The organism is Bradyrhizobium sp. RT6a (assembly GCF_040547675.1).
In the GTDB taxonomy this organism is placed as follows: domain Bacteria; phylum Pseudomonadota; class Alphaproteobacteria; order Rhizobiales; family Xanthobacteraceae; genus Bradyrhizobium.
In genome coordinates this window covers 128,791-150,430 of record NZ_JBEPQC010000003.1, presented here as the reverse complement: position 1 = coordinate 150,430, position 21,640 = coordinate 128,791, and the positions used below count along the sequence as shown (strand labels likewise).

Below are 21,640 nucleotides of genomic sequence, written 5' to 3'. Positions count from 1 at the left end.
TGCGGTTTCTGCATAACAGGCTGACTAAGGGCCGTAGTCCGAAAGAGCCAGAGCGATTCCGGTGTCGCTGAGAGCCGCCGAGGTCGTTCGCGGCGAAGCGCTCGTCGAACCATCTGCGGACTTCGATCGATGTTGCCGGCAGCCCGACAGCGACTCCGGTCGGCATTCACCCATTGGCACAAAGTGCAGTAGCCGCAGGCTGCAGATCTGCTTGTCTACGGTGCGCCTTGCCGATTCTTTCCAGCCCCCAAGCTTCTCAGAATTGGCGAGAACGTACAGGCCCCGGCGCGGCATCCGCTTCGCCGGGGCCACGGAGGCGGAGATAGTCCTGGACCATGGACGCAACGGCAGATCGGCAACGAGTTTGGCGTTGGGTCGCCGCTGGGCAGAGCATGCGTCGGCACACGAGCTCGCGACCATGGTGAGCGGGTCGTTTGATGATCTCAGCCCAAATGCTGCCAGCGGACCTGTCAGATCATTTCGTCGGCGGCTTTCGCGAAGGCGTGTTGCACGTCTGGCGCGGGTCTTAAGACGTCAGCATAAGGGCGCCCGGATGAGACTAGGCGCCCTTGCCCGCCATCGTTGGCGGATCCAAGCTGTGAGTTCTAAGGGATCGTTGGGCGACCTCGAGGAACGCTAGAATACGAAGCGAATCAATAGCCGAACCTCTCGTCACAACTGAGGCGGGCGCGGGTTGATAGGTCCTGCCGGTTACGCCAACTATATTGACCAGCCTGTTAGAGGCGTCTTCCCATGCTTCACCGAGGGATTATTGATTGGTCCGAAGATCGAGGGCGCTCGCCCCTTCGGTTCTGTTTTACGGAACTTTAATAGGTCCTTGCCAACGATGAGACCATTGCGATCGTCGCGGCGGCGACACTCGTTTGAACTTACCATTATCAAGATCTGCTCGGTTGGCAGTCTCTTCATGGAGAGACCGTTATGCTCAAAGGCTTTATGATCGCCGTTGTCGCGCTGCTTTTTTTGTTGCTGTGTGATCAGCAAGTATCAAATGGAAAGTATACTGAGGCGGCTATCGTTATGGCGAAGCACATCAAGCGTTCGTTCGGCGTCTGACCGTCGTGGGCCATGAGCGAGACAGACATTCTTAAATCTCTAAACGTCGGAAAGTGTCCGGATTGCGGATCGGACCAATTGCGATCCGGACTGCGCGTTGATATCGCCGAGCACTTGTCCTGTGTGAGATGCGCAGCGCGTTTCTACGTCGCGCCGCGACCACCCCTTGCAACGGTGTTCATCCGGCAGTGACGGGTCGCGTTTTACCATAAGGAATTACCAAAGCCCCCTAAGCCTAGGCTCCTCCTGCGACTCGTCCTCAACGCGCATCGCCGCTCAACACCCTTGAGGTAGATCAAGCCAGTCTGGCCGCCTTTTCAGTTCCTCTGGGCGGCGATCTTCTTAAGCGTGGCAATCTGTCGGAAGAAGGTTTTTATCGACTGGGCAGGGCTTCCGAGAACCCTAGCACCGGGTGCTAGATTCGAAATGACGCCCGCCTGCGCTCCGATTTCCGAACCTCGGCCTATTCGAAGATGCCCTGCCATAGCAGCCTGCCCCCCAACGCGGACGAAATCTTCAAGTACAGTTGAACCCGAGATCCCCACCTGTGCAACTACGACGCAACAGCGGCCGAGACTAACATTGTGACCGATTTGCACGAGGTTATCGAGGCGGGAGCCAGCGCCAATTACGGTGTCTCGCGATGATCCGCGATCAATCGTCGAATTGGCACCAACTTCAACATCATCTTCCAGAATAACTCGCCCAAGCTGGGGGATCGAGAGAAACCCGCCGTTGGTGGATGCGAATCCGAACCCTTCCTGGCCAATCCGCGCACCCGGATATACGTAAACGCGTGCTCCCAATACCGCGTAACTCAGGCTCACATGTGTGCCAATCCGGCAGTCCCTACCGATGCTGACGCCGCTTCCGATGACTGCGCAAGGACCGATCCGACAGCCCGGCCCTATTTCCGCTCCGCTTCCGATCACACACAGGGGTCCAACTTCTGTTGAAGGATCAATTTGAGCGCCATCCGCTATTATTGCCGAAGGGTGAACACCAGGACATGGCGGTGGTACAGGGTAGAACAGGGCAGCAACGCGGGCCCAAGCCGCATACGGTTCGCTCGTTTGGATCGCCACAGTTGCCGCTGGTACTCGTGAAGCCATATCAGGGTGAACGAGCACCGCGCCGGCGGAGGTTTGATCCAGGGCGGAAGCGTAACGGCGATTGTCTAGAAAGCTCACTTGAGTCGGCCCGGCCGCTTGCAAAGGGGCCAAACCTTCCAGCAATAGTTCACGTTCGTCTGCCACACCCCGCGCCGTGCTAGCGACGAGCGCGAGTGGATGCGGACCAGTTCGCCGGAAGAACCTTGCACTGCCCAGCACTGTTTCGAGCATCACGTCCCCCTGCAGCAAACCCGGTTCGACTGGCATTCGTCCTACGCCTGTCCCGGCCCATCCATGTATGTTGGTCAGTCGCAGCCGCGGCGAAAAGCGTTCCCTAGATGCCTTGGGCCAACAGCAATGTTGCTCTCTGCCGTCGGCAGAATTGATTCAGATCAAGCCGCATCTTCGGCTGAGCACTTCGCACTGGATAACGGGACCCGCAACGCGTTCAGAAAGCGGTTACAAGCCACTTGATAGTGGTAATATTGCTGGTGCCACCAAGCCGCCCTTGCCCCCCTAGCATCTTGAAACGTTGGACCTGCCGGCTCTTCTCCAGGCACGTCAGAGTTGACTTAGATCAACCTTCCGCTCGGCGATCGCCCTTTTTTGATCGGGACAGGCTGGTAATTCTCGAGCTTCCGGTTTCTGAGATGAAAAGATGACGCGAGCATTGCTCTTCATTGTGGTGGCAATCCTTTGCGCATCGTGCAGAACCGACGCGCAGCTTGACCCGATCCAGGCCACCGCGATTGTCGATGCGGCCGAAGTCACCGATAGAGAAGAATGCCTCTACCAAGAAGTCGCCCGACTATTGGAGCCAAAGGGCAGTTCACCCATCAGCCTGCAGAATGTTGCGGTGGCCGCCACTCGGTTTTGTAGCGCTGCTGTCAGAAAACGTCTCCAGAGGGCGGCCTCCGTATCCCCGTCTGATGCGCAAACTCTCGCACGCGATGATCAGATGAAGACGGAACATCGCGCGTTCGCCATCGGGTTGGAACTGCGCGAGAAAAGGACAAATGGAGGAGTGGCAGGGAACTGAACGGGGCGGCTCCCGCCGGTCTGTGCATCTTGCAACAGGTTTATCTCCGTAGCCAGCCCGGCAGTGTCTTCGCAGCGATCTATCGCGGAACATTCGAAGCTTGCCGCTCCTGTGCTTCGTAATATTCGGCTGAAAACTTGATCGACCACCGGGAGAAGAACGAACGCAATTTCTGCGTGGGTCTTTCCACGCCAAGATGTTCAGCGACGTGCGCATTGCGAAGCCATCCGGCGAGCGACGCAAAACAGGCTGAGCGCATCAACGCGTGAAGCACTGCGAGGCCGACCGTATCGGCCTGTCTATAACGGTAGCCTAGCTTTTTAATGACGTACTGACGCTGGATGTTTTCGTAGGCCCTGCCCATGAGCCGAGCGAACGAACTTTTCTTCGCCTGCGGCCACGCTGCCGGATAAACCGGCAATACCAGAAGCTTGCTCTTAGCGATCACCGTAGCCAACGGATGCAAAAGCTGCATCCAGGCTGGCCAAGACGCTAATTTGGCAAACAATACCGCATGCATCACTGTCGCGACCCCGAAAGAGATCGGAAGCCACACTACCGCAGCCACGATTACAAGCAATGCAGTGTTCGGGGTGAGATGACGACATTTTCGAAACACCCACGCCATACCTTTTGCAAAGGCAACGTGCAGGCTTCGCTCGAACGCCCGATAGCTAATTTTGCGCCGGAGCCACGACCAGCGACGGCGCATCGACACGATCCAATTTCGACGCCTCGCCTCAGACAGAGGAAGGATCCACAGCGCACCGGCGGTGACAGCGACCATTAGGTTACCCAGAACCTTGGCCGCGAAAAGCGGAAGCCAGACGATCTCCATGACCAGAGGGAAAGTATAGTCGAGCAATCGCATTAAAACCGCGATAGTGAAACGCAGGATCTTGTTCGCGGCGATCGCTATGAAAGCAAGTGGAACGATGATCACGTCGTCCAGTGCACCGCGCACGCGGTGCTCTTCAATCCATGCGGGGCTTTGCTCATTGGCCACGGCACTACCGGTCGAGACGCGTTTCTTCGCCTAATCAGCTACGCTGACCGCGAGAGAAACTACTGCTCTATTTGAGCCAGGCGCTAGCAGGTCATTCCGGTCGCACATCTGCGGACGGCTCAACGGGTTTGCCGGACGGTTGTTCGTGCCACGCAAACACCGTTCACCCGAGTTCTGCCCGCGCCGCAGGCAGCAGCGATTTCCGTGATTATGCTGTCCGGCTGCGCGAGCACAGGAGCAACGGGCGCGGCTTGCGCCGACACCGCGAGAGACAGAGCGAGCGCGCCAATTGCAACCAACCTGATCATTCTCACCTCCTCGAAGAGCGATGAACGGGCCAAGCTGACGTCGCACTTGCTTCCAAGACTTGAGATGGATCAAAGGTTCTTAACTGACCCGCTTCTTCAGCAGTGTTGGGACAAGTGCTCTCGGCTCCTCAGGCGATCTTCCCTATCGAGTCAGTTGCAGTCTGCGTGGAGAGCCTTCCATCATCGGGTGCTGTGGCAGTTCTACTATTTCACCCGGTTGGCGTGTATCGGGGGACACTACGATCAGTTTGACCCGGGTTTTTGATGTCGCCGTGCTAGCGTTAGGCACGTTCAACCTCGTGCTGGTGGCACTGCTTGTCTTGTCTTTCTGAGGTGCTCCGCAGGCCAACGCGGATCGCCGTGCATACGCGGCGCTGTCTGCGCCTCAATTTCACCATCCGACTCAGGCTGTGGTTCTACGTTGCCGGCGTCTCGTCTGCGAGGGTTCTCGATCCCGAACCGGCGTGCGACGAAGCGGAGCCAGAGGCCCGGAGAGAACCCCATCAAACCGGGCCTTTGCGCTGTCCCTTGAGCGAAGCGCATGCCGCATCACGTATGTCATCGCCTGATCGTTCCGATGTCTCCTTGAGCATCCAGCCTTGCGTTGTGTCAAGGCTAAATCCCGTCTTAGTTGCCGGGTTGAACTGGGCGGCTTGGGCCAATCATCTGGTAAGCGCGACATGCTTAAAGGAGGCGACTAGCGCCCTGTCCAGCTTTCCCCTCATGCCGCAGAGAATCTCGTATGCCGCGGCACGAGGCATTGTCGGCTTGTACGGCCGGTGTTCGATCAGCGCCGCAAAGATATCCGAAATGGTTAGGACGCGTACGATGTCGGTGATGTTCTCGGCGCAGAGGCCGTCAGGATACCCGCTGCCATCGAGATATTCGTGATGATGCCGGACCGCATCGAGAACTTCGGGTGAGATGTCCAAGTGCCCTTTCAGCACATCGTAACCCGCCGCCGGGTGGGTTGCGACCAACGCTCGCTCGTCCTCGTCGAGGCGCCCTGGCTTGTCCAGGATCGCCAACGGCACCCTCGCCTTTCCTATGTCGTGGAACATGGCAGCAGTGGAGAGCCGTTCAAGGTCACTTTTGCGGAACCCCAGGCTCAGCCCGAAATCGACGGCGATGCCGGTCACGAGCAGGCAGTGCTGGAACGTTCCCTCGTGATGGCGTCGCACCGTGGTCAGCCATTCGGCTAACCCATGCTCGGAAATCCGGTTGGTGATCTCGCGGCCCGCCTCTTTGGGACCGGCCACGTCGACCCGCTCACCGAGGGTGATCGAGGTGAACATCGATGCAATCGCGCTCGCTGCGGCGTCAACCGCATTGTCAGACTTTGAGCTGCCGCTCGTCGGCCCACTCTCGTCGCCGGCTCCGGCCAAAGCGGCCAGGATTTTGGCCGCATCGATCTTCCCACGCAACACCGACGTTGCGCCGAGCGCATAAGCTTGCGAGATGCAAACGTGGGAGATTTGCTCGACGAGGAAGATCCGCTTCTTTGCTTTGGCTAACCGCGCAGCTCTCCTTTTCAGCGCGACAATGTTTTCGAGCGCTCGCAGGTCGGCACGGACGACGACCGCAGCAGCATCGTGCGGAAGCTTTGCTTCTACATCGAGCCGCTCGCCGGCAACGGTGAACTGTTCTCCAAAAAGCGAGCAGAGCCCGAAGAGCTTCTCGGAAGTGTCGGCCAATACGTGCACGAGCATGACTGGTGCCTTCGTTCGTCGGGTGCCGGGCTGAATGGGCCTCGTCGGTGGTGCAACTTGATTGGCTCACTTCGATGAGACTGCTCGGCTCAATTTGGTTTATGCGCGCGCCTGTCGCTCGCTGTCGTTTGGGCCTTCTTGCCATTTGCCTGGATAAAGTGGACGCCAGCCGTGGTTCCGTCGATCCAGACCAGCTCGCAGCGTCGATAGGCCAGTCCCGTCGACGACAGCAGCATGAAGAACTCCTTGGCCGAGAGAACATCGAGCGACCCTTCGACTTCGATCTTGGCGCCGGTGTTCGAGATATCCAGCAAGACGCAGCTTCGCCGCCAGGTGCCGTCGGAGCCCATCAGGTTCACGGGCTGTCTGTTGTCCATGCGCACCCGAGACGCCTTGCGACCGTCGAATTTCATTATATTCCTGCCGATCTTGCAGTGCCGCGGTGGGCGCGCGCGGAGATTTCTCCCCAACGAACGGACCATTGGCTAGTCGAGAGATGAAGCGCTTCAAACAGCTCCTGCGCTCGCACGCGTTCGCCTGGTGAAAGCCCCGCGCCGCGAATGTTGAGGACCGCCAGCGTGGTCTGCCAATTCAAGCGCGATGCCCGGCACGCCATAACCGCGCCTTCGTAACCGGACTCTCTCATCACCTGCTCGACGGCCTCAATCGGTGCTCCCGACAGCACCGACAAGGCCGTGAACAGGTTGGCTGCCTCACGCCGAATCGCGAACCGATTGACAGTCGAATCGCTCAGCTTTCCGCTCCGATTAAGGGATATGATCTCCGGCCTCGCGGCGGCGTACTCAGCGTCGCAAGGTTGCTTTGCCGTCGCTAATACTTGCGAAGGCTCGCTTGCGGTGGAAGCCTTAATTGCCGGCCTCGGCGATGCCGACAGCAGCTCGCGAACCACCATGTCCGGGGTGTCCGGCCTCAGTGTCAGCGCCTTCGTGATCTCGTCGTCCTCCACAGCTCTACCGATCAAGTGGGCATAGGCCGCGCCTGAGAATTCAGCGCCCGAATTGCCGATGAGGGCCAGACAAGTCTTGCTGCTGCCGCGCTGCAATATTGCCTCAGTCACTGGACTTTCGATCCTGCGCCGGCCAGCAATGGCGAGAAGGTGATCCTCGCTGCCGGACGTCGCGATCGCCACGAGATCAGCCGGCGATAGGGCGGGAGATTTCGTAAGGATAGGGACTGCGATTGCCGGATCGCCGCTTGAGGCGAGACATCGCAGGGTCTTCATCGGAGCAGCACGCAGCTCGGCGAGCGTCGTGCTGAGCTCGGCGAGCGTCCCGGGCGCGATCCGCCGGGCCAAGCGAACTAGAACGTCGTCAAGCAACCCGACTTGCGGTTCTTGTAATTGGTGATTACCGTCAGCGAGCAGCTCAGTGGTGCGCCAGAGCATGCGCGCACAACGTTCGGATGAGCTCTTCGCGATGGCGGCATCCAACTCAGTAATGAGATCGGCCGCAGGATTTGCCCTCATTGGCTGGCCCAAATTCATTCTAATATCGTCACGTCAAATCCAACGTATTACGCGCTTAAGTTGTTAAGATTCCTTTATATGCCAACCGTGACATACGAGAGGCTGTTCCTATTCATCTGAACGGAGCTCCGCAGCGTACTAAAGTACCTGCTATCTGACGCTGCGGCCTACGGGTGGACAACTGCCGAACCTGTAACTCGGAACGGTAGCTGCCATGACTTGCGTGACGGTCCTCGCCTGGCCCAGAGAACTCTTGTGCCTCTTCCTGATCCAGCTATCGCATACGCTTGCTTGTCCAGTCCCGCTCAATTCGGCTTGTTAACGGAGACTGGTCAATGGCAGCTTCGCTCTGCTGGTAGGTCTCCCACGCCACTTCAAAGCTGCGAGTCAATAGGAAGGAGCTTCAGGAGAGTCGTGAGGACACGCCGTCGCAGACCAGTGGCGGGCTCGTCCGAATACCGCATCAGTTCGCTATCTTTCCTCGTCTCCCAGGCGAGTTTGCCGTCTGGCTCAAGAAAGACACGGTAGCTGTTCGCCGGCCCAACTCCCATCTCCATGTAAGCCGTCAACCGCCGGGCGAGTTCTGGGCTTTCGACATAGAGCCCCGCTTCGGTGTTAATGAAGGCGGACCGAGAATCGAGGTTGAAGCTGCCAATGAACACGGCTTCTCGATCAAATATCATCGCCTTTGTGTGCAATGCCGCTGCGGACCTCCCGGCCACGATCGACCAGCCCGGCCGGAACGCGTCAGTGTCGGGCCTGAGCTCATACAATTCCATGCCATTCTCCAGAAGTGTTCTCCGCGTCTTGGCGTAGCCCGCGTGCGCTGGGAGCATGTCATTCGATGCAAGCGAATTTGTAAGCACCCGCACCCTCACTCCGCGATCCTGCAATCGTTTCACAGTGGCCTGAGCCCCAGCCGGCAGAACGAAATAAGGTGACTCAACAAGAAGCTCTCGTTCCAAACTGGCTACACGCTCACCGATGAAGATCACAACGCTATTGCTCTCCTTTCCGGGAACAATTTCGGGATCATCGGCGACGATTCGCCCTGGCGCCCATATCAAATCGTCGCGCAATTCGTTGCACAGCACAGCCAGCTGCTCAGGATGCTGAGAAATGGGATAGGGGTAATCAGTCGTGGCGATCTCCTCCCTGAGGCGAGTCAGGATAACCTGAAGGTCAGCCTCACCATATGTTCGCCTGACGATTGCGGCGATCGGTACCGCAGATGAGCTATTCCAGTATCGGTCAAAAACGTTTGACAGATCGCGAACGACCGGTCCAACCGCCAGGACATCCAGATCACGATAGTTGGCACTGACATTCACACCGTAGTAAATGTCACCAATATTGCGACCACCCACGATCGAGGCCGCGTTATCGGCGATCATCAATTTGTTGTGCATGCGGCGGTTAACGCGAGCGAAGTCAAAGAGGAAGTCCAGGATAGCCCAGCGCCGATTTCCGAGCGGATTGAATAGACGAATCTCGACGTTCGGATGGGCGTCCAAGCAGGCTTTGACGGAGTCGCTGTCCTTGTAAAAGGGGTCGTCAACAAGAAGCCTAACTCTCACGCCTCGTGCGGCGGCCCTCATGACATGATCAACCATGATCCGGCCCGTGGTGTCGCCATCCCACATGTAGTACTGCAAATCGAGGCTATGCTCGGCCAGGTCCGCCAGTGCCAGACGAACGGCAAAGGCTTCTCGCCCGTGGATCAACAGGCCAAATCCTGAATGATCTTCTTTTGTGTCTCCGTCGGGCCCTAATTGTTTACTGAGGCACGTTGAAGCGAAGCCTTCATATGCGCTCGAGCACGTGCGTCGATAATCGCGACGCCTCGTCGGAACCACCAGCCCAAGGACCTGATTAATCCAGGTCAGAAACAAGAGCACACCTTAGGAGGTCTGTCGGCGACAGTTTTGCATGGCATTTTGACGCTCCGATCTGGAGAACCTTCGAGCGACGCGTTACCCTCATCTTTGTTTCGCTACAGACACCTTGCCGTTGCGAGCGGCGGTCTTCAGCACTCCATAGTCACGCTCGGTCTGCTCAAGATATGCTAGTGCATATTTTCCAATTGCGTCCGGAAGCACGTCGCCTGTGCCACAATAACCTGAAATCATAGCGGCATCGCCAGACTTGGCGTGAGCAAGTGCGAGCGCCCAACCGCAGAGGCGGCAATAGTCTGGTAGACCGTCACGGGTTTTTCTGTCGCCCTCGGCCAAGCTGAGGCCGCCCTTCATATCTGCAAGCTGCCTCACATAGTAATGGCGCTTCGTCTTACTCGCGTCCACCGGACCCCAGCCCAGAAAAACGTCGGGTGACCCTTGGATCATCCGCTGACCCACCACGACGCGCCGACCTTGCTGCTTGACTTCTCTTGCTCCATCCAGGAATTGAGCTAACACCGACTCCTGCGCTTCCTTTATCTGTAGGAATAACGGGCTACCAGCACCGTGCTCCTCCAGCAGTACTACCCAGCAATTCGTGCCGACGCTTCCAACCCCCACCACTTTGCGGGCCACGTCCACTACCCGAAACCGCGACAACAATCGTCTGCGATCTTCAGGCAGTGACTCCAAATAGGAACGAAGCATTGATGTTAATGCTTCAGTCACTGGGGTGCCATCTGGGAGATGCTTTGCACGAACGATCAGCGGCACATCCTCCAAGATGCGATGCTCTCCATTCACCTCCTCTGTCAATCGATCGAGAGCCCGAATGTGGCCCCGCCCGCGCGCTTTCTTGAATGTATTCTGCGCAAGTTTACGCATACGAGGAGGCGCCGATGCCAAAATAGTTTTCTCGTCAATAAGGTCGTACCACACCTCCAGAAAATCCATTTCTGCATACCCGCGCATTCTCGCGATGTGTGCTTCGACAACAGCACGCGCAGCATGTTCGGCATCTACGCGGTCACCGGCCATGAATTGAGCAGCAACGGCCGCGCTTGCGGCCAAACGTTTTAGATCCCACTCCCAAAGCGCGGGAAGAACCTCGTCAAAATCGTTAATTGCAAAAACTAGATTTCGTTCGGCCGATGCGAACAGGCCGAAATTCAGGAGGTGCATATCTCCACAGGCCATGACCTGAAGGTTTGTGCGGGGAGAGTTGGCCAAATCGCCGGCCATGATTGCTGCACTTCCTCGCATAAAGGCGAACGGGGAAGCCAGCATTCGTGCCATTCGCACCGGCACTAGTTCCTTTATGCGCGTAGCATTCTGGGCCTGGAGAACTAAAAGAGGGTCGGATCGTGAGCGGCTGAGAAACAGCTCTCCGTGGGAGGAGCGCGGGACACTGCTACGGAGTGCTCTTCCATTTGCAATCCGATCCATACGAGTAAGATGACCCGCTTTGAGCTGGCTCAGCTTCGCAAGATCTGCTCGGCTCGCACTCTGTCTGAAGAAATCATCTAGCTTCGGCACGAGCGCTCACCTGCCTTCCTTACCCGCCTAATGCGCCGCAACTCACCTGGAACGCGAGGATCAGACCGCGCGAGCTGGAAAGTCTCTCCTGCACATACCAGCCAAAATCTGACTGCTGAGGCGCTCTCTGATGTTGATCTGCGTCAAGGGCTCGGACGAGCTTGCAGTTCTGCATACCTACTGCTCTGCTAGATCCTCTAGGATCACTACCGCCAAATCCGCATGAAGAAGGCCTGCTCGAACTAGGTCACCTAATGTCTTGTTAGCGCACCAGGGTATTAAGAGGGCCGTGTGGAAGGCGATCCTGGTTGGCGAGCAGCACCTTCCGTTGCCCGACGCTGCATTGGTGCTGTCGCCCTTCCCACCGTTGTGCCATAGCCGGATGACGGCTTGTCTTCTTGTTCACACGCCAAACTTGGCACATGGTGCGTAAACATGGCCGCTCCGTATCTCCAGCTCCCCGCTCTCCTGCCTGCTGTATCGGTCAGGCACCAACAGCTTTTTTTATAGGCACCAGCAATTCAGAAGCGGAAAACGGCTTGCTGACGAGAGCAACACATCCGGCGTTCAGCGCAGCCTGGCGGACGGCCGGCTCCTCGTTGCCAGTGATAAAGATGACTGGTACGTCAGCGCGTGAGGCATTGAGATATTGCCTCAGCTCAATGCCTGATCCATCCTGCAGATTGATGTCGAGGATGACACAAGCCGCCCGCTCAAGCTCAGCGTTGGCTTTGAAGGCGGTGACCGATGAGAACGGGACGGGCTTGTAGCCTTCGCGACGCAGCAGTCTGGCGACCGCCTTCAGTATGCTAGGATCGTCGTCAACGATTATGATGTGATCGCAGGCCTGCATCCGTTCTCGATTCTACGAGCGCGATCTGAGTTGGCCGCAAAGCACTCATCCACTTCTTGGTGCTTAATCATTTTGCTCTGTAAGAGCTTACAGCGGCTTCTCCCCGTTGTGTCCCGCCGAACGGGGTCGGCCCCAGTCCCGCGCGAGACTGGGGCCTTGGGGGCTGGTGCACCATTGGGGTTGGTGCAATCCCAGTGAACCTAACAATCCAAGCGAAGAATAGTTGTCCTCAGGCACATTGTCCCAAGGTACACGCAAAAACCCAGGGACAGCCAAGATACGAGGTGCTCCTCAACCGTACGAACCCTTTCCCTTCAGGCTCGACCTAGTTGATAGGCTTGTTCGCATGCTTGGCATTACAACGTGAGAACTACAACCGCCGGGCCATCGCAGGACCGATCATTTTTCCGGTGGCGGAACTGCCTTATGGAGCGCCGATCGTGCCCGAGCCTTCCGGCGCACCGTGACATGCAGTTGCAAGCCCAGCGCGTCCAGGACCGTCAAAACGGTTGTGAAATTTGGATGCTTTGGACGACCACCGGCAAAAGCGCGATAGAGGGTCTGCCTCGCGATCCCGCATTCGTTGGCGATGTCGGAGACGTTGTAGTCGCGGAGAGCAGAGCCGATGGCCTAGCAGACCTCGGTGATGTCCGAACTCTCAAAGGCGCGATTGATGGCGTCGGCCGCGTCGCGGCGGCTTAAGGGGCGGCTTGGCAGCTTGAGAGATTTTTCGGACATGTTCTCTCCAATAAAAAGGCCGGCATCTCTGCCGGCCCAATTTACTGGAGAAAGGATGGAAGGACGAGGCCTAGTATCTCGCCGCCACCGGCGCACCGTACCCGCCGAAGCGATAATTGACGCGCAGTGTGACCATATCTACGTCTTGGTTGATCCGGTTCAGCGCACCCGCAACGATGGGGTTGGCAACCGAGAACGAGTTGTTTGCGTTGCCCATGAACAGGTGATCGTACTCGATGCCAGCTGACCAGTTCGGTGCGAAACCATACTCCCAGCCGACACCCACCGTCCCGCCCCAGCGGGTTGCGCTTGCAGCTGCCAGTTCAGCTCCGCTGAGCGTGCCCAGGATGCTGAAGCGGTTGCTCGTCACCGCCGCGCCGCCTTTGACGTACAGCAAAGACGCGTTCCAGGAATAGCCGATCTGGCCGGTGAATAGCCCGATGCCGTCCGTTTTCGTGCGGGTCGAGAACGCCGGGTTGATCAGGCTGACACGCTGGCTGCTGAGGTCCGCCCAGTCACCTTGAGCTTCCAGGCCAAACACCCACTGGCTCGCCTGCCATCGATACCCAACCTGACCGCCGATCAGGCCGCCAGAGCGTTCGCGACAGCCATCAGCAGTCACCACGCCGGCCGCACCGACGAAATCCCAGCAATTGCGGCTTTGACCCCAGCCACCGTTCGCGCCGATGTAAAAGCCGGTCCAATCATAGATCGGCGCAACCATCGGGGGCGCCTTGGTGTAGGGACGGGCCGCCATATCTGCAGCGCTCGCAGGAGCGGACATGCTCAGCGCCACAGCGCAAATTGCACCAACCAAAATCTTCTTCATATGAATTTCTCCCAGTCCGCTTCCGTTGTCCCCGAAGCGTCAGGCTAGGCAGGAGCGCCCCTCATGATTCCTGCTCCTTTTTTAGGCGAGATGCTGCCTGTGGGATGTAGCGTGGAAGTCACACTTGCGGACGAAATTGGCCCGCAAGTTGTTAATCCAGCTTAACAATTGAGTTCCATCGGTCCGCAGTTTGGGTGTTCAAATTGCAGCCGAGTCCGCTCGGGGTCAAAAATGGAAGAACTGAACGTGAGCAGATGTCTTCCCCAGCTTCACCACGTGTACCGGACGCCAGCTGCTCCGCGAATGCCATCACGCCTGCCGCCGTCGGTGTCGCTGACAGCGAACTGGTAGTCGGCATTGGCGTAGAAGCTGACGTTGGCGTTCATCCTCACACTCACCCCACCTCCGAGTTGCAGGCGCGTGGCCTGCTCAAGCAAGGGCACCAGATCGACACCGGAAAACGTCGTCGTCGCCTGCGCCGCCCAATCGCGCCACAGATTGGCGCGAACATAAGGCTGCCACACCTGCCCGCCGTCGCTGACGACGGTCCATCGGCCGCGCAGGCCAATCCGCCCGCTGGTGCCCGACGTTGTACCCAGCGCGACCGCACCCAGGCCATCATTGGCGTCGTCGAACGACACATGTTGCCAGACGATCTGCGTCTGCGGCTCCAGTACGAAGCCCGGGCCGAACATCGGCAACCGAATGGGATAGCCCGTCTCCAACGACGAGAGGAAGCCGAACCCGGTGGTCGAAAGGCTGGCGAATTGCGTGGACGCCACGCCTTCGTAGCGCGTCGCGTGCGCCACCGCGTCAAGGTACCAGTCATTCGGGCCGTAATGCGTCCAGTAAGCGCCGCCCGACCATGCATTGAGATTGAGACCGCCGGTGTGACGGAGCACGTAGCCGGTCGCTGCTTCGTTCGTGACGAGGCCGCTCACATCGACATTGGCATTGGCATATCCGACATAAATGCCTCCGGAATCGCGATGGCCCGGTATCCATTCGCCCCGCCACAGATCGAGGCCGGTCTGAAAGCCCAGCACCTGGCCGGAGGCCCGCGGATCCGCGAATGCCCTGTAGTGGCTGTCGATCTGCTGACCGAGGACCCGACCCCAGCCGGCGCTCGCGCAATCGGTCGGCGCTCGCGCTGGTACCAGACCGCCGGCGGGGCATGGCGCGCCCGCATTTGCGTCGAGCAACGTATCGCCGATGCGTTCATGCAGGGTGCCAAGCGTCGTCATCCCCAATTGCCGTGCGATAGGCTGGACCACGCCATAGGTCGCGATCTCCGGCCCGACGATTGGGTAGATACCCGGGGGCAGCGTCCCAGGGGGCGGATTGGTTGGTAGTGCCGGTCCGAGTGGCACGAGCGGCACTGTTGGCGGCTCGATCGGCTCCGGGGGGACGACGAAGGTCGAGCGGAGAAACCAGTCGTTTGGACTGCTGCCGCCGAGGCCTCCACGGAAAAGAAAATAGTCGAAGGCGCCGCCGCGCACCTCGCCGGCGAGCGCGAAGGCACCGGGCACCGTTGTACCGTTGTTGATTACCTGTACCACCGCGATGCCATTCGCCACCGTCTCTGCGCCGGGGCCACCCGCATTGGTGATGTGCAAGATGGAATTGCCGGTCGCGCTGCCCCCGTTGATGATGAGCCTGTCCGAAGGCGAGCCGTCGGTGCCGAGAAACGTGTTGAGCCCGATTGTGCCGTTCGCGCCCACGTAGTTGCCCGCGGTTAGCGTCTTGTAGCTCGACAGTTGCGTGGGATTCCCGCTCGGCGCGGTGTAGGCGATCTGACTGTTGTCGTTGATGACGGTTGTTGCCGTCGAACTCCCGGTCATCGTCCAGATGGTATTTTGCGTGAGATTTACCGTGCTCATACTGCCGCCCTGCGTCGAGATCACTCCTTGCAAGGTCGCCCCTTGAGCGTTGAACGTCGTGTTGCCGGACGAGTTCGTGTCGAGCAGGGTGTTGTTGTTCGCCGTCGCGATCGTGTTGCTGAGATTGATGTTGGCAGTGGCGCCCTGCACCAGGAAGGAAGCCTCGCTCGCCATAATCGTCGCATTGGTGTACTGCAACGTGTTGGCGGCGCCGCCGTTGTTGAAAAGAAAGCCGATGCCGCCATTCCCCGAAGCCGTCACGTTAGTGCCGGCCATCGTCACGCTGCCGCCGTTCTGAAGCCGGCCGCCTGCGCCGTTGACGTCAGATACCGAACCGCCGGTCGTCATGATGCCGGCGCCGTTCGCTGAACTCACCCCGGCGTTACCGCCGCCTCCACTAACGAAGACGACTACGTTGTTTGCTGTAATCGTACTCCCAGTGCCAGTCGCCAGAAGTCCCGTCTCTCCCCCGCCGTTTCCACTGACGGTGACACTGCCGCCGGTCAAACTCACTTTGCTACCTGTTTCCGCCTTCGCGCCGATGTCGCCACCACCACCACCCGGCATCGATAAGGTCGTACCCGTCAATAAAATCTGGCTGCCGGCGCCGGTTGCCCAAAGACCGGTATTGCCTCCTCCCCCAGCCGCGTAACCGATTGAATTACCCCCTATCAGGTTGATGGTGCCGCCATTGGTTGCCCTCGCGGCCACGTTGCCCCCTGCGCCGTTGAGACTTACTGAGAGACCGGTCGCGCTGATTTGGCTGTTCGCTCCATTGGCGAGCAATGCGGTGCTTCCGCCGCCGAAGGGCGGGTTAATGGCCGATCCCGTCTGGAAAATAATCTGACCGCCGCTTTGCGCTGATGCAGCGATGCTCCAGTTGCCGTTAATGCTGGATCCGGAACTGAAGGTGATTTTGCCGTTCGATTCGGCCAAACCACCGGTGCTTCCGCCGTTGAAAGGATTGATATTGACGTTGTTCGTGGTGATGTTGGCGCTGGTGAGCGCATGAACGGCAGGCGAGCCGTTGAGAATGGTATCGGGAGCAATGGTACAAGATCCACTGGTGAGCGTGACGGTGGATCCTGCAACGGTACAGGCTTGGGCGGTCGCCCTCTCAACCACGGCGCCGGACGCAAGCAGAGCGAGAGTCGCGGGCGCGATCACAGCTCCGATCGGTATCGGCAGCACTGTCGCGTATATGCGTCTCCAGACCGATGTATGGAATGCCGGGGTGATGCCCGCAGGGCTGCAGGTTGAGGCATCAGTTCGGCGGTTATCCAATCGCTGACGTCGAAGGACTGAGCGCACCCAACAGCTCCTGGCGATCTCACAGAGGGCGCGAAAAAAAGCAGCCTGCAAATCACCGGAACCACAGTCGTACAACGTATTGCCTGAATTGTGACGAGGGCCGCTCGGGTTTGGTTTTCGCAGCTTGATGATGCTCCCGAGCCACGCAATGGACAGCAATACAGACCGAACAGACAGCAAGCTTCTTTCTCTCCCCTTCCCGCCTCGACCGGAAAACTGCTCGACCTGATCTTGTTGCTGGACGCGTGAAGCTCTGGAGGCGCCGCAAGCGCCTCGCGTACCGGATAGAAGCTTTGCGGATCGCACGTGAGAGCGGCTCACTCTGCAAGTGCGCGATAAACTGATGTTCGGCCGATCTTCAACGTCTTCGCAATCGCGGACGGCCCCAGGTCGGACGCCATCAACAGCCGCGAGACTGGTGCGGCCTCGTAGGCGTCGCTCAACTGTTCGACCCGCTACTTAATCGTCGCGTGGACCGTGATCACCGATGTGCCAGAAGTCTTCGGCCCCTTACCCGTTGCCTTGATGGCAAAGGTGTCACTTCCCTTGTATCGGGCCTTTGTCTTGTATTCGTAAATCGCAACGCTGACCTTCTTGAGCTTGCCGTGTGCTGGCTTTTGCGAGATTTCCGAGCTAGTCGTTGCGCCGCGCAACGTGATCGGGAAAGTGCAACTTTCCCCAGACGCAACGTTGATGTCACCGGTCGAATTCTCTCCCCAATCCGCCAGCTCCATCGATCTTGAACATTCTGGAGCTGCCATCGCGATAGAAACATAAGTTGGGTTGGAGGCACCCACGATAAGCGCGACAATAGCCAAACTGGACAACCGCATCACGGGGCTCCTCGATATGCGATTTGTTGACTATGGCTCTGCCGTCGAGCATATGGCAACTCGCCGCAATGCCACGGGCTGCCTCCTGTACTAGTGGCGACGGTGATGACGCGGCGCAGGAGCCATTGCCATTGACGATCCGAACGTTCCCAACGGACGCATGACATCCTCGGTCGGTTGGAAGAATACTGGCATGGCTGCCGCAGCGACGGGACGTTGACGGTTGCGGCTCGCGACCAAAGTCCCGCCGGATCCCATTTGCACAATGGTCGCGGTCACGTTGCGATGAGTGCAGCGACAGCCGAGCGCACTAGCGGCCCCAGGTGACAGATCAAGGAACGCCCCGGTGAATGGACCCCGATCGGTCACCGTGACTTGGATCGACCGGCCGCCGCTCTGGACCATCAGGACCGTGCCGAAGGGCAGCGTCCTGTGGGCGGCGGTCATTGCAGCGCAGTTGAGCACGCCCCCGGAGGCCGTTCGGCGACCGCACAGGCGGTCACTCCCGCCGTAATAAGTGGCGCTCCCGGAGAGACGATGCGCCTCGGCCACGGAAGAGAGCGAGAGGAGGAACATGCCGGTCACGACCATGCGTTTCATGCTGGATCCCTCGGGTGTGAAAGAGGCGCTGCGACAGTGTCGCCTCACCGCTAAGTCCAATCGGAGGTCCTACGGAGCAGGAGGTCAAACGCCAAGCCCATAGGCAGCTTCTAACTCTGTTGATCGGCAAAGGTGCCGGAAATGGGGCAAAATGGTCTGCTAGGCGGACCAGCGCCTCGGAGAGAAGAGCCCGAGATGGACGATCAACTGATGGGACCTGCGCCGCACGATCTATTCAAATTCGAGCAATCGGTTTCGGCGGAGGCTCTATTCACACAAGCATGCTTTCCCCAAAACTTTTTCCCTCCCCCACCCCTTTGGTCAGAAACTTGGGCAGGTCTGATCTTGCAGCCCCCACCCGCTTGCAAAAAGAGCCATCGCGCCCGGCGATGAGCCGTGAGTCATTGCACGACGAATTGCATTTCCGAAGAAAGTGGATTCCGAATTGCGTATCGATCAGATAGATTCACTGACGTTTACACATGAACGTGCGATCACGCGTAATTCTTTGGAGGATAAATCTTCTATGCGACCGGCAGTTTCCTACATTCGCGTATCCAAACCTAAACAGGGTCGCAGCGGCCTCGGCCTCGAAGCGCAGCAGGCTGCAATAAGGTTGTTCTGCGCGCAGCATGGCTACAGCATCGAAGCCGAGTACCGCGAGGTCGAGACCGGCAAAGGCGCTGATGCATTGGAGCGTAGGCCCGAGCTCGCAGCCGCTATGAAGCTTGCCCGCAAGCTTGGCCGAGGTGGCAAGTCAGGCGCGGCACCGATTATCATCGCCAAGCTGGACAGACTGAGCCGTGACGTTCACTTCATCAGCGGCCTTATGGTGCAGCGGATTCCATTCATCGTTACCGAGCTCGGGCCTGACGTGGACCCGTTCATGCTCCATATCCACGCTGCGGTAGCTGAGAAAGAGCGCGAGCGCATTGCTCAGCGCACCAGGGAAGCCCTCGCAGCCGCCAAGGCGCGCGGTCGAAAGCTCGGCAATTCTGAAATCGGGAGAGCGCGCCAGGAGGAAGCTGAGGTGAAGGCCGAGCAGTTTCGCTCGATCATCGCACCTCTTCTCGGTCTTCCGGCCAAGCGTATCTCTGCGATCCTGAACGACCGGAAGATCCTCACGGCGCGGGGCGGCATCTGGCAGGCGACCCAAGTGATCAGATTGCTGAATCGTCTTGAGCAGCACCCTATTCCCGGTCGTCCGACTTGACCTTCGCAGGCGAGCTTAGCAGCAACTGGTGCTCTTCCCTCGGCCGTCCACCAGCCGCAATGCGATAGAGCTCCTCATCGCTGAGCTGTTCAAGCGGAACGTCCTGCCGGTCAATAATCTGGGCTGGCTTGCCATCCAAGCGGTCGATCAATTCGTGAATGTAGGCGAGATTGCCCTGCTCCGCCTTGTCCAGCAGCTGGTCCGCGACCCTCCGCAGCGCCAACGGGCGGCTCCTAAGCGCGATCCGGAGCGCGTCGGCGAAGGGCCGTTCCTTGTTCGCGCTTCCAATTGGTCTACTCACGAACCCCTCTCATCGCCTTGGTACGTGACTCTTTTTATTCCACAATCCGCTTCGGAACAACTTACTGTTTCGGCGCTGTGAGAAGCTGCCCGGCGTTAGACATCCGTGTTTCATGTTCGGAAACGACGTCGAACCGTCGTAGCGCAATCAGTCTCGCTCGCAACGATTCCGCGTCATCCTTCGGCAACATCTGCAGCAACCTCTCTGGATGGATCACCTCTAGACCATCCTCAATCTCTGTCGTTGAGGCGACCTCCAGCCGTCGACGCTAGTCTGATCTAGCTAGATCGCAGCCAAGAAGACTTGCCAACTGATCTCGGATGTCGTGCCTCGAGGTAATTGTGCAGCATCAGATGTCGCTCCATCGAGACTCCATAGCGCAGCTATATTACAATACCTTTTGCCTAGCCGCAGCCACGTCGGCGTACATTTGCCAGCGGCAAAGTTCCAATCGTCGCATCAGTCGCGTGCTTAACTACGCGCCCCAACTCTCCGTGTATCGTATCAGGCGACATGGCGCGAAGTGGCGCACGGCTCGCGCTAACGCTAAGATCGTCTTCGCGCGGATAGGGTAGGCCACCCGAAAAGCCGAGACCGCACCGGCCTGCCGCGTCACAAGGTTCGGTCATGCTCGTTGCGGAAGAGCCATGTCGTTCACTAAGGATTCAATCCCCGAGGGGATGATCTCCATCTCCGACGCCCTCGATCTCGTTCGCAGAACAATTGGTCAGGGTATTCAAGATGGTGGCAGCCCGGAAAGCCTGCGAAGCGGTCAGCTGCGTGCGAGCGCGTGGCTCCGCGACAGGCTCGCTGAAGGATCACTGGTCGCATTGTTCTGGGACGCTCAGAGGAAGAGCAACCTGCAAGTAGATCGAGCCAACTGGGCTTCGATGGGAACCAACTTGAGTGTCCTGTCAGATCAGCAGCTGGAGGAAGTTGCGGCCCTGAACGCGGCTCATCCTGCTGCGATCGAAGCGCTGGGTGTCTTCGAAGCGGGTGTCGCCACCGCAAAAAGTGGAAAGGTCACCCTTTTCTTAGATCGCCAATCGGTCGACAAGGCTGTGGCAGCAGCGGCGCCGCCTCGCGGTCGCGATGTCGTTGGTCGAGGGATGCGTTCGCCGGCCTCACCGGGCGACGTGCCGGACCTTCAACTGAAGGTGCTGGAGATCTGCGAGCATCTTTGGCCGGATGGTTACAAGGGGCGAGCGAAAAAGCGTAACGACGCGATTCTCCAGGAATTCCAGCGGCGTTACAAAGACCAGATTAGCGTCAAAACTATCCAACGGGCATTGAGGTCTTTGCGGCCGGATTAAGCCCCGACGCACAAAGTGGCGACAAAGTCGCGACTGTCGCGACTTGTCGCTATGAATCGCGCACCTCCCTCAACATCGTGGCGCTCACGCGAAGGCGACACCGGCTGATACTGGCCGACGTTTCCTGCAGCGTTACCGGTCGCTGCGCTCAGGGCGCGGCACGGCGATCGATACCGTAATGGCGCTCAAGGAGGCCATCATGGCCAAAGAGGAAGACGAAGACTTCACGGCGGAGGATTTGGCGAAATCTCTCGCGAGCAAGTATCTGACCTCCACTGCTGTCGGCAGCCGCAAGCTCCGCCTGGCCATTTCCAAGGTCAAGAAGCAGAGGTTCATCAATGAAGATGGCAGCTCGGAGATCAAGCCGGTGCTGCACTTCTCGGACACCTCCGAGATGCTGCAGCTGAACAAGACCAACCGGCGCACGCTGAAGGCGGAACTGGGCGATCCGCCGGCCTGGGTGGGGGCGGTCGTCGGCGTCTACACCGATCCGACCCTCATCTTCAACGGAAAGCCCGCCCTTCGCGTGAGGGTGCTCAAGGCGCCGGAGCCGGGACCGACGGGGCCCGACTCCAACGACATCCCGTTCTAGTCCAAAATC

At 58.7% G+C, this 21,640-nt stretch carries 18 protein-coding genes; 4 read left to right on the top strand and 14 right to left on the bottom strand.

Annotation, left to right across the window (positions count from 1 at the left end):
• Positions 1-1,394 precede the first annotated feature (1,394 nt).
• Positions 1,395-2,420 carry a UDP-3-O-(3-hydroxymyristoyl)glucosamine N-acyltransferase gene (gene lpxD, locus ABIC03_RS18670; protein WP_354060872.1) on the bottom strand — a complete coding sequence of 342 codons (1,026 nt, stop codon included), beginning with the start codon at positions 2,418-2,420 and terminating at the stop codon, positions 1,395-1,397.
• 427 nt (positions 2,421-2,847) lie between these two features.
• On the opposite strand from lpxD, the gene ABIC03_RS18665 reads away from it, so the two are divergent.
• Positions 2,848-3,228 carry a hypothetical protein gene (locus ABIC03_RS18665; protein ID WP_354059943.1) on the top strand — a complete coding sequence of 127 codons (381 nt, stop codon included), beginning with the start codon at positions 2,848-2,850 and terminating at the stop codon, positions 3,226-3,228.
• 79 nt (positions 3,229-3,307) lie between these two features.
• On the opposite strand, the gene ABIC03_RS18660 is transcribed toward ABIC03_RS18665, so the two are convergent.
• The 12 genes from ABIC03_RS18660 to ABIC03_RS18605 all read right to left on the bottom strand — a co-directional run bounded on the left by ABIC03_RS18660 (position 3,308) and on the right by ABIC03_RS18605 (position 18,212).
• On the bottom strand, positions 3,308-4,234 hold the full coding sequence (locus ABIC03_RS18660) for a hypothetical protein (protein WP_354059941.1): 927 nt from the start codon (positions 4,232-4,234) through the stop codon (positions 3,308-3,310).
• 970 nt (positions 4,235-5,204) lie between these two features.
• On the bottom strand, positions 5,205-6,251 hold the full coding sequence (locus tag ABIC03_RS18655; protein ID WP_354059939.1) for an HD-GYP domain-containing protein: 1,047 nt from the start codon (positions 6,249-6,251) through the stop codon (positions 5,205-5,207).
• Positions 6,252-6,340: 89 nt separating this feature from the next.
• The gene (locus tag ABIC03_RS18650; protein WP_354059937.1) at positions 6,341-6,664 is read right to left on the bottom strand and encodes a PilZ domain-containing protein; all 324 of its coding nucleotides are present in this window, start codon (positions 6,662-6,664) and stop codon (positions 6,341-6,343) included.
• Positions 6,664-7,755: a DUF2336 domain-containing protein gene (locus tag ABIC03_RS18645; RefSeq protein WP_354059935.1), complete on the bottom strand. Its 1,092-nt coding sequence runs from the start codon at positions 7,753-7,755 to the stop codon at positions 6,664-6,666. Before ABIC03_RS18645 ends, ABIC03_RS18650 begins: the two co-directional genes overlap by 1 nt.
• A 356-nt stretch (positions 7,756-8,111) precedes the next feature.
• Entirely contained in the window at positions 8,112-9,629 is a 1,518-nt protein-coding gene (locus ABIC03_RS18640) for a phospholipase D family protein (protein ID WP_354059933.1), read from the bottom strand.
• Between the two features lie 87 nt (positions 9,630-9,716).
• Positions 9,717-11,078 carry a DUF2252 domain-containing protein gene (locus ABIC03_RS18635; protein WP_354060870.1) on the bottom strand — a complete coding sequence of 454 codons (1,362 nt, stop codon included), beginning with the start codon at positions 11,076-11,078 and terminating at the stop codon, positions 9,717-9,719.
• Between the two features lie 574 nt (positions 11,079-11,652).
• Positions 11,653-12,021 (bottom strand): response regulator transcription factor, encoded by a 369-nt coding sequence (locus ABIC03_RS18630; protein ID WP_354059931.1) that lies wholly within the window; start codon positions 12,019-12,021, stop codon positions 11,653-11,655.
• A 399-nt stretch (positions 12,022-12,420) separates the two neighbouring features.
• A complete protein-coding gene (locus tag ABIC03_RS18625; protein WP_354060868.1) occupies positions 12,421-12,648 on the bottom strand; it encodes a helix-turn-helix domain-containing protein in 228 nt (75 codons plus the stop codon).
• Between the two features lie 181 nt (positions 12,649-12,829).
• Positions 12,830-13,588, bottom strand: coding sequence for an outer membrane protein (locus ABIC03_RS18620; RefSeq protein ID WP_354059929.1), 759 nt, complete (start codon positions 13,586-13,588; stop codon positions 12,830-12,832).
• Between the two features lie 269 nt (positions 13,589-13,857).
• Positions 13,858-16,635 (bottom strand): autotransporter family protein, encoded by a 2,778-nt coding sequence (locus ABIC03_RS18615; protein ID WP_354059927.1) that lies wholly within the window; start codon positions 16,633-16,635, stop codon positions 13,858-13,860.
• 599 nt (positions 16,636-17,234) lie between these two features.
• Positions 17,235-17,612, bottom strand: a complete 378-nt coding sequence (locus tag ABIC03_RS18610; protein WP_354059925.1) for a hypothetical protein — start codon at positions 17,610-17,612, stop codon at positions 17,235-17,237.
• A gap of 90 nt (positions 17,613-17,702) precedes the next feature.
• The gene (locus tag ABIC03_RS18605; protein WP_354059923.1) at positions 17,703-18,212 is read right to left on the bottom strand and encodes a septal ring lytic transglycosylase RlpA family protein; all 510 of its coding nucleotides are present in this window, start codon (positions 18,210-18,212) and stop codon (positions 17,703-17,705) included.
• Positions 18,213-18,657: 445 nt separating this feature from the next.
• Between ABIC03_RS18605 and ABIC03_RS18600 the strand changes: the two genes are divergently transcribed.
• Positions 18,658-19,425, top strand: coding sequence for a recombinase family protein (locus ABIC03_RS18600; RefSeq protein WP_354059921.1), 768 nt, complete (start codon positions 18,658-18,660; stop codon positions 19,423-19,425).
• Here ABIC03_RS18600 and ABIC03_RS18595 read toward each other — a convergent pair.
• Entirely contained in the window at positions 19,403-19,648 is a 246-nt protein-coding gene (locus ABIC03_RS18595; RefSeq protein ID WP_354059919.1) for a hypothetical protein, read from the bottom strand. The two genes, ABIC03_RS18600 and ABIC03_RS18595, sit on opposite strands and share 23 nt — an antisense overlap.
• A 725-nt stretch (positions 19,649-20,373) precedes the next feature.
• Here ABIC03_RS18595 and ABIC03_RS18590 point away from each other — a divergent pair.
• Together ABIC03_RS18590 and ABIC03_RS18585 are read left to right on the top strand one after the other, a co-directional pair.
• Positions 20,374-21,039: a hypothetical protein gene (locus tag ABIC03_RS18590; protein ID WP_354059917.1), complete on the top strand. Its 666-nt coding sequence runs from the start codon at positions 20,374-20,376 to the stop codon at positions 21,037-21,039.
• A 178-nt stretch (positions 21,040-21,217) separates the two neighbouring features.
• Complete coding sequence (locus ABIC03_RS18585; protein ID WP_354059915.1) at positions 21,218-21,631, top strand: hypothetical protein; 414 nt, start codon at positions 21,218-21,220, stop codon at positions 21,629-21,631.
• Positions 21,632-21,640 lie beyond the last annotated feature (9 nt).

Excerpts from the sequence above, each read along its gene's own strand:
- ABIC03_RS18585 (WP_354059915.1), top strand. The coding sequence starts at position 21,218 with ATGGCGCTCAAGGAGGCCATCATGGCCAAAGAGGAAGACGAAGACTTC.
- lpxD (WP_354060872.1), bottom strand. The coding sequence starts at position 2,420 with ATGCTCGAAACAGTGCTGGGCAGTGCAAGGTTCTTCCGGCGAACTGGT.
- ABIC03_RS18655 (WP_354059939.1), bottom strand. The coding sequence starts at position 6,251 with ATGCTCGTGCACGTATTGGCCGACACTTCCGAGAAGCTCTTCGGGCTC.
- ABIC03_RS18630 (WP_354059931.1), bottom strand. The coding sequence starts at position 12,021 with ATGCAGGCCTGCGATCACATCATAATCGTTGACGACGATCCTAGCATA.
- ABIC03_RS18590 (WP_354059917.1), top strand. The coding sequence starts at position 20,374 with ATGTCGTTCACTAAGGATTCAATCCCCGAGGGGATGATCTCCATCTCC.
- ABIC03_RS18620 (WP_354059929.1), bottom strand. The coding sequence starts at position 13,588 with ATGAAGAAGATTTTGGTTGGTGCAATTTGCGCTGTGGCGCTGAGCATG.
- ABIC03_RS18665 (WP_354059943.1), top strand. The coding sequence starts at position 2,848 with ATGACGCGAGCATTGCTCTTCATTGTGGTGGCAATCCTTTGCGCATCG.
- ABIC03_RS18645 (WP_354059935.1), bottom strand. The coding sequence starts at position 7,755 with ATGAATTTGGGCCAGCCAATGAGGGCAAATCCTGCGGCCGATCTCATT.
- ABIC03_RS18605 (WP_354059923.1), bottom strand. The coding sequence starts at position 18,212 with ATGAAACGCATGGTCGTGACCGGCATGTTCCTCCTCTCGCTCTCTTCC.
- ABIC03_RS18650 (WP_354059937.1), bottom strand. The coding sequence starts at position 6,664 with ATGAAATTCGACGGTCGCAAGGCGTCTCGGGTGCGCATGGACAACAGA.
- ABIC03_RS18610 (WP_354059925.1), bottom strand. The coding sequence starts at position 17,612 with ATGCGGTTGTCCAGTTTGGCTATTGTCGCGCTTATCGTGGGTGCCTCC.
- ABIC03_RS18635 (WP_354060870.1), bottom strand. The coding sequence starts at position 11,078 with ATGGATCGGATTGCAAATGGAAGAGCACTCCGTAGCAGTGTCCCGCGC.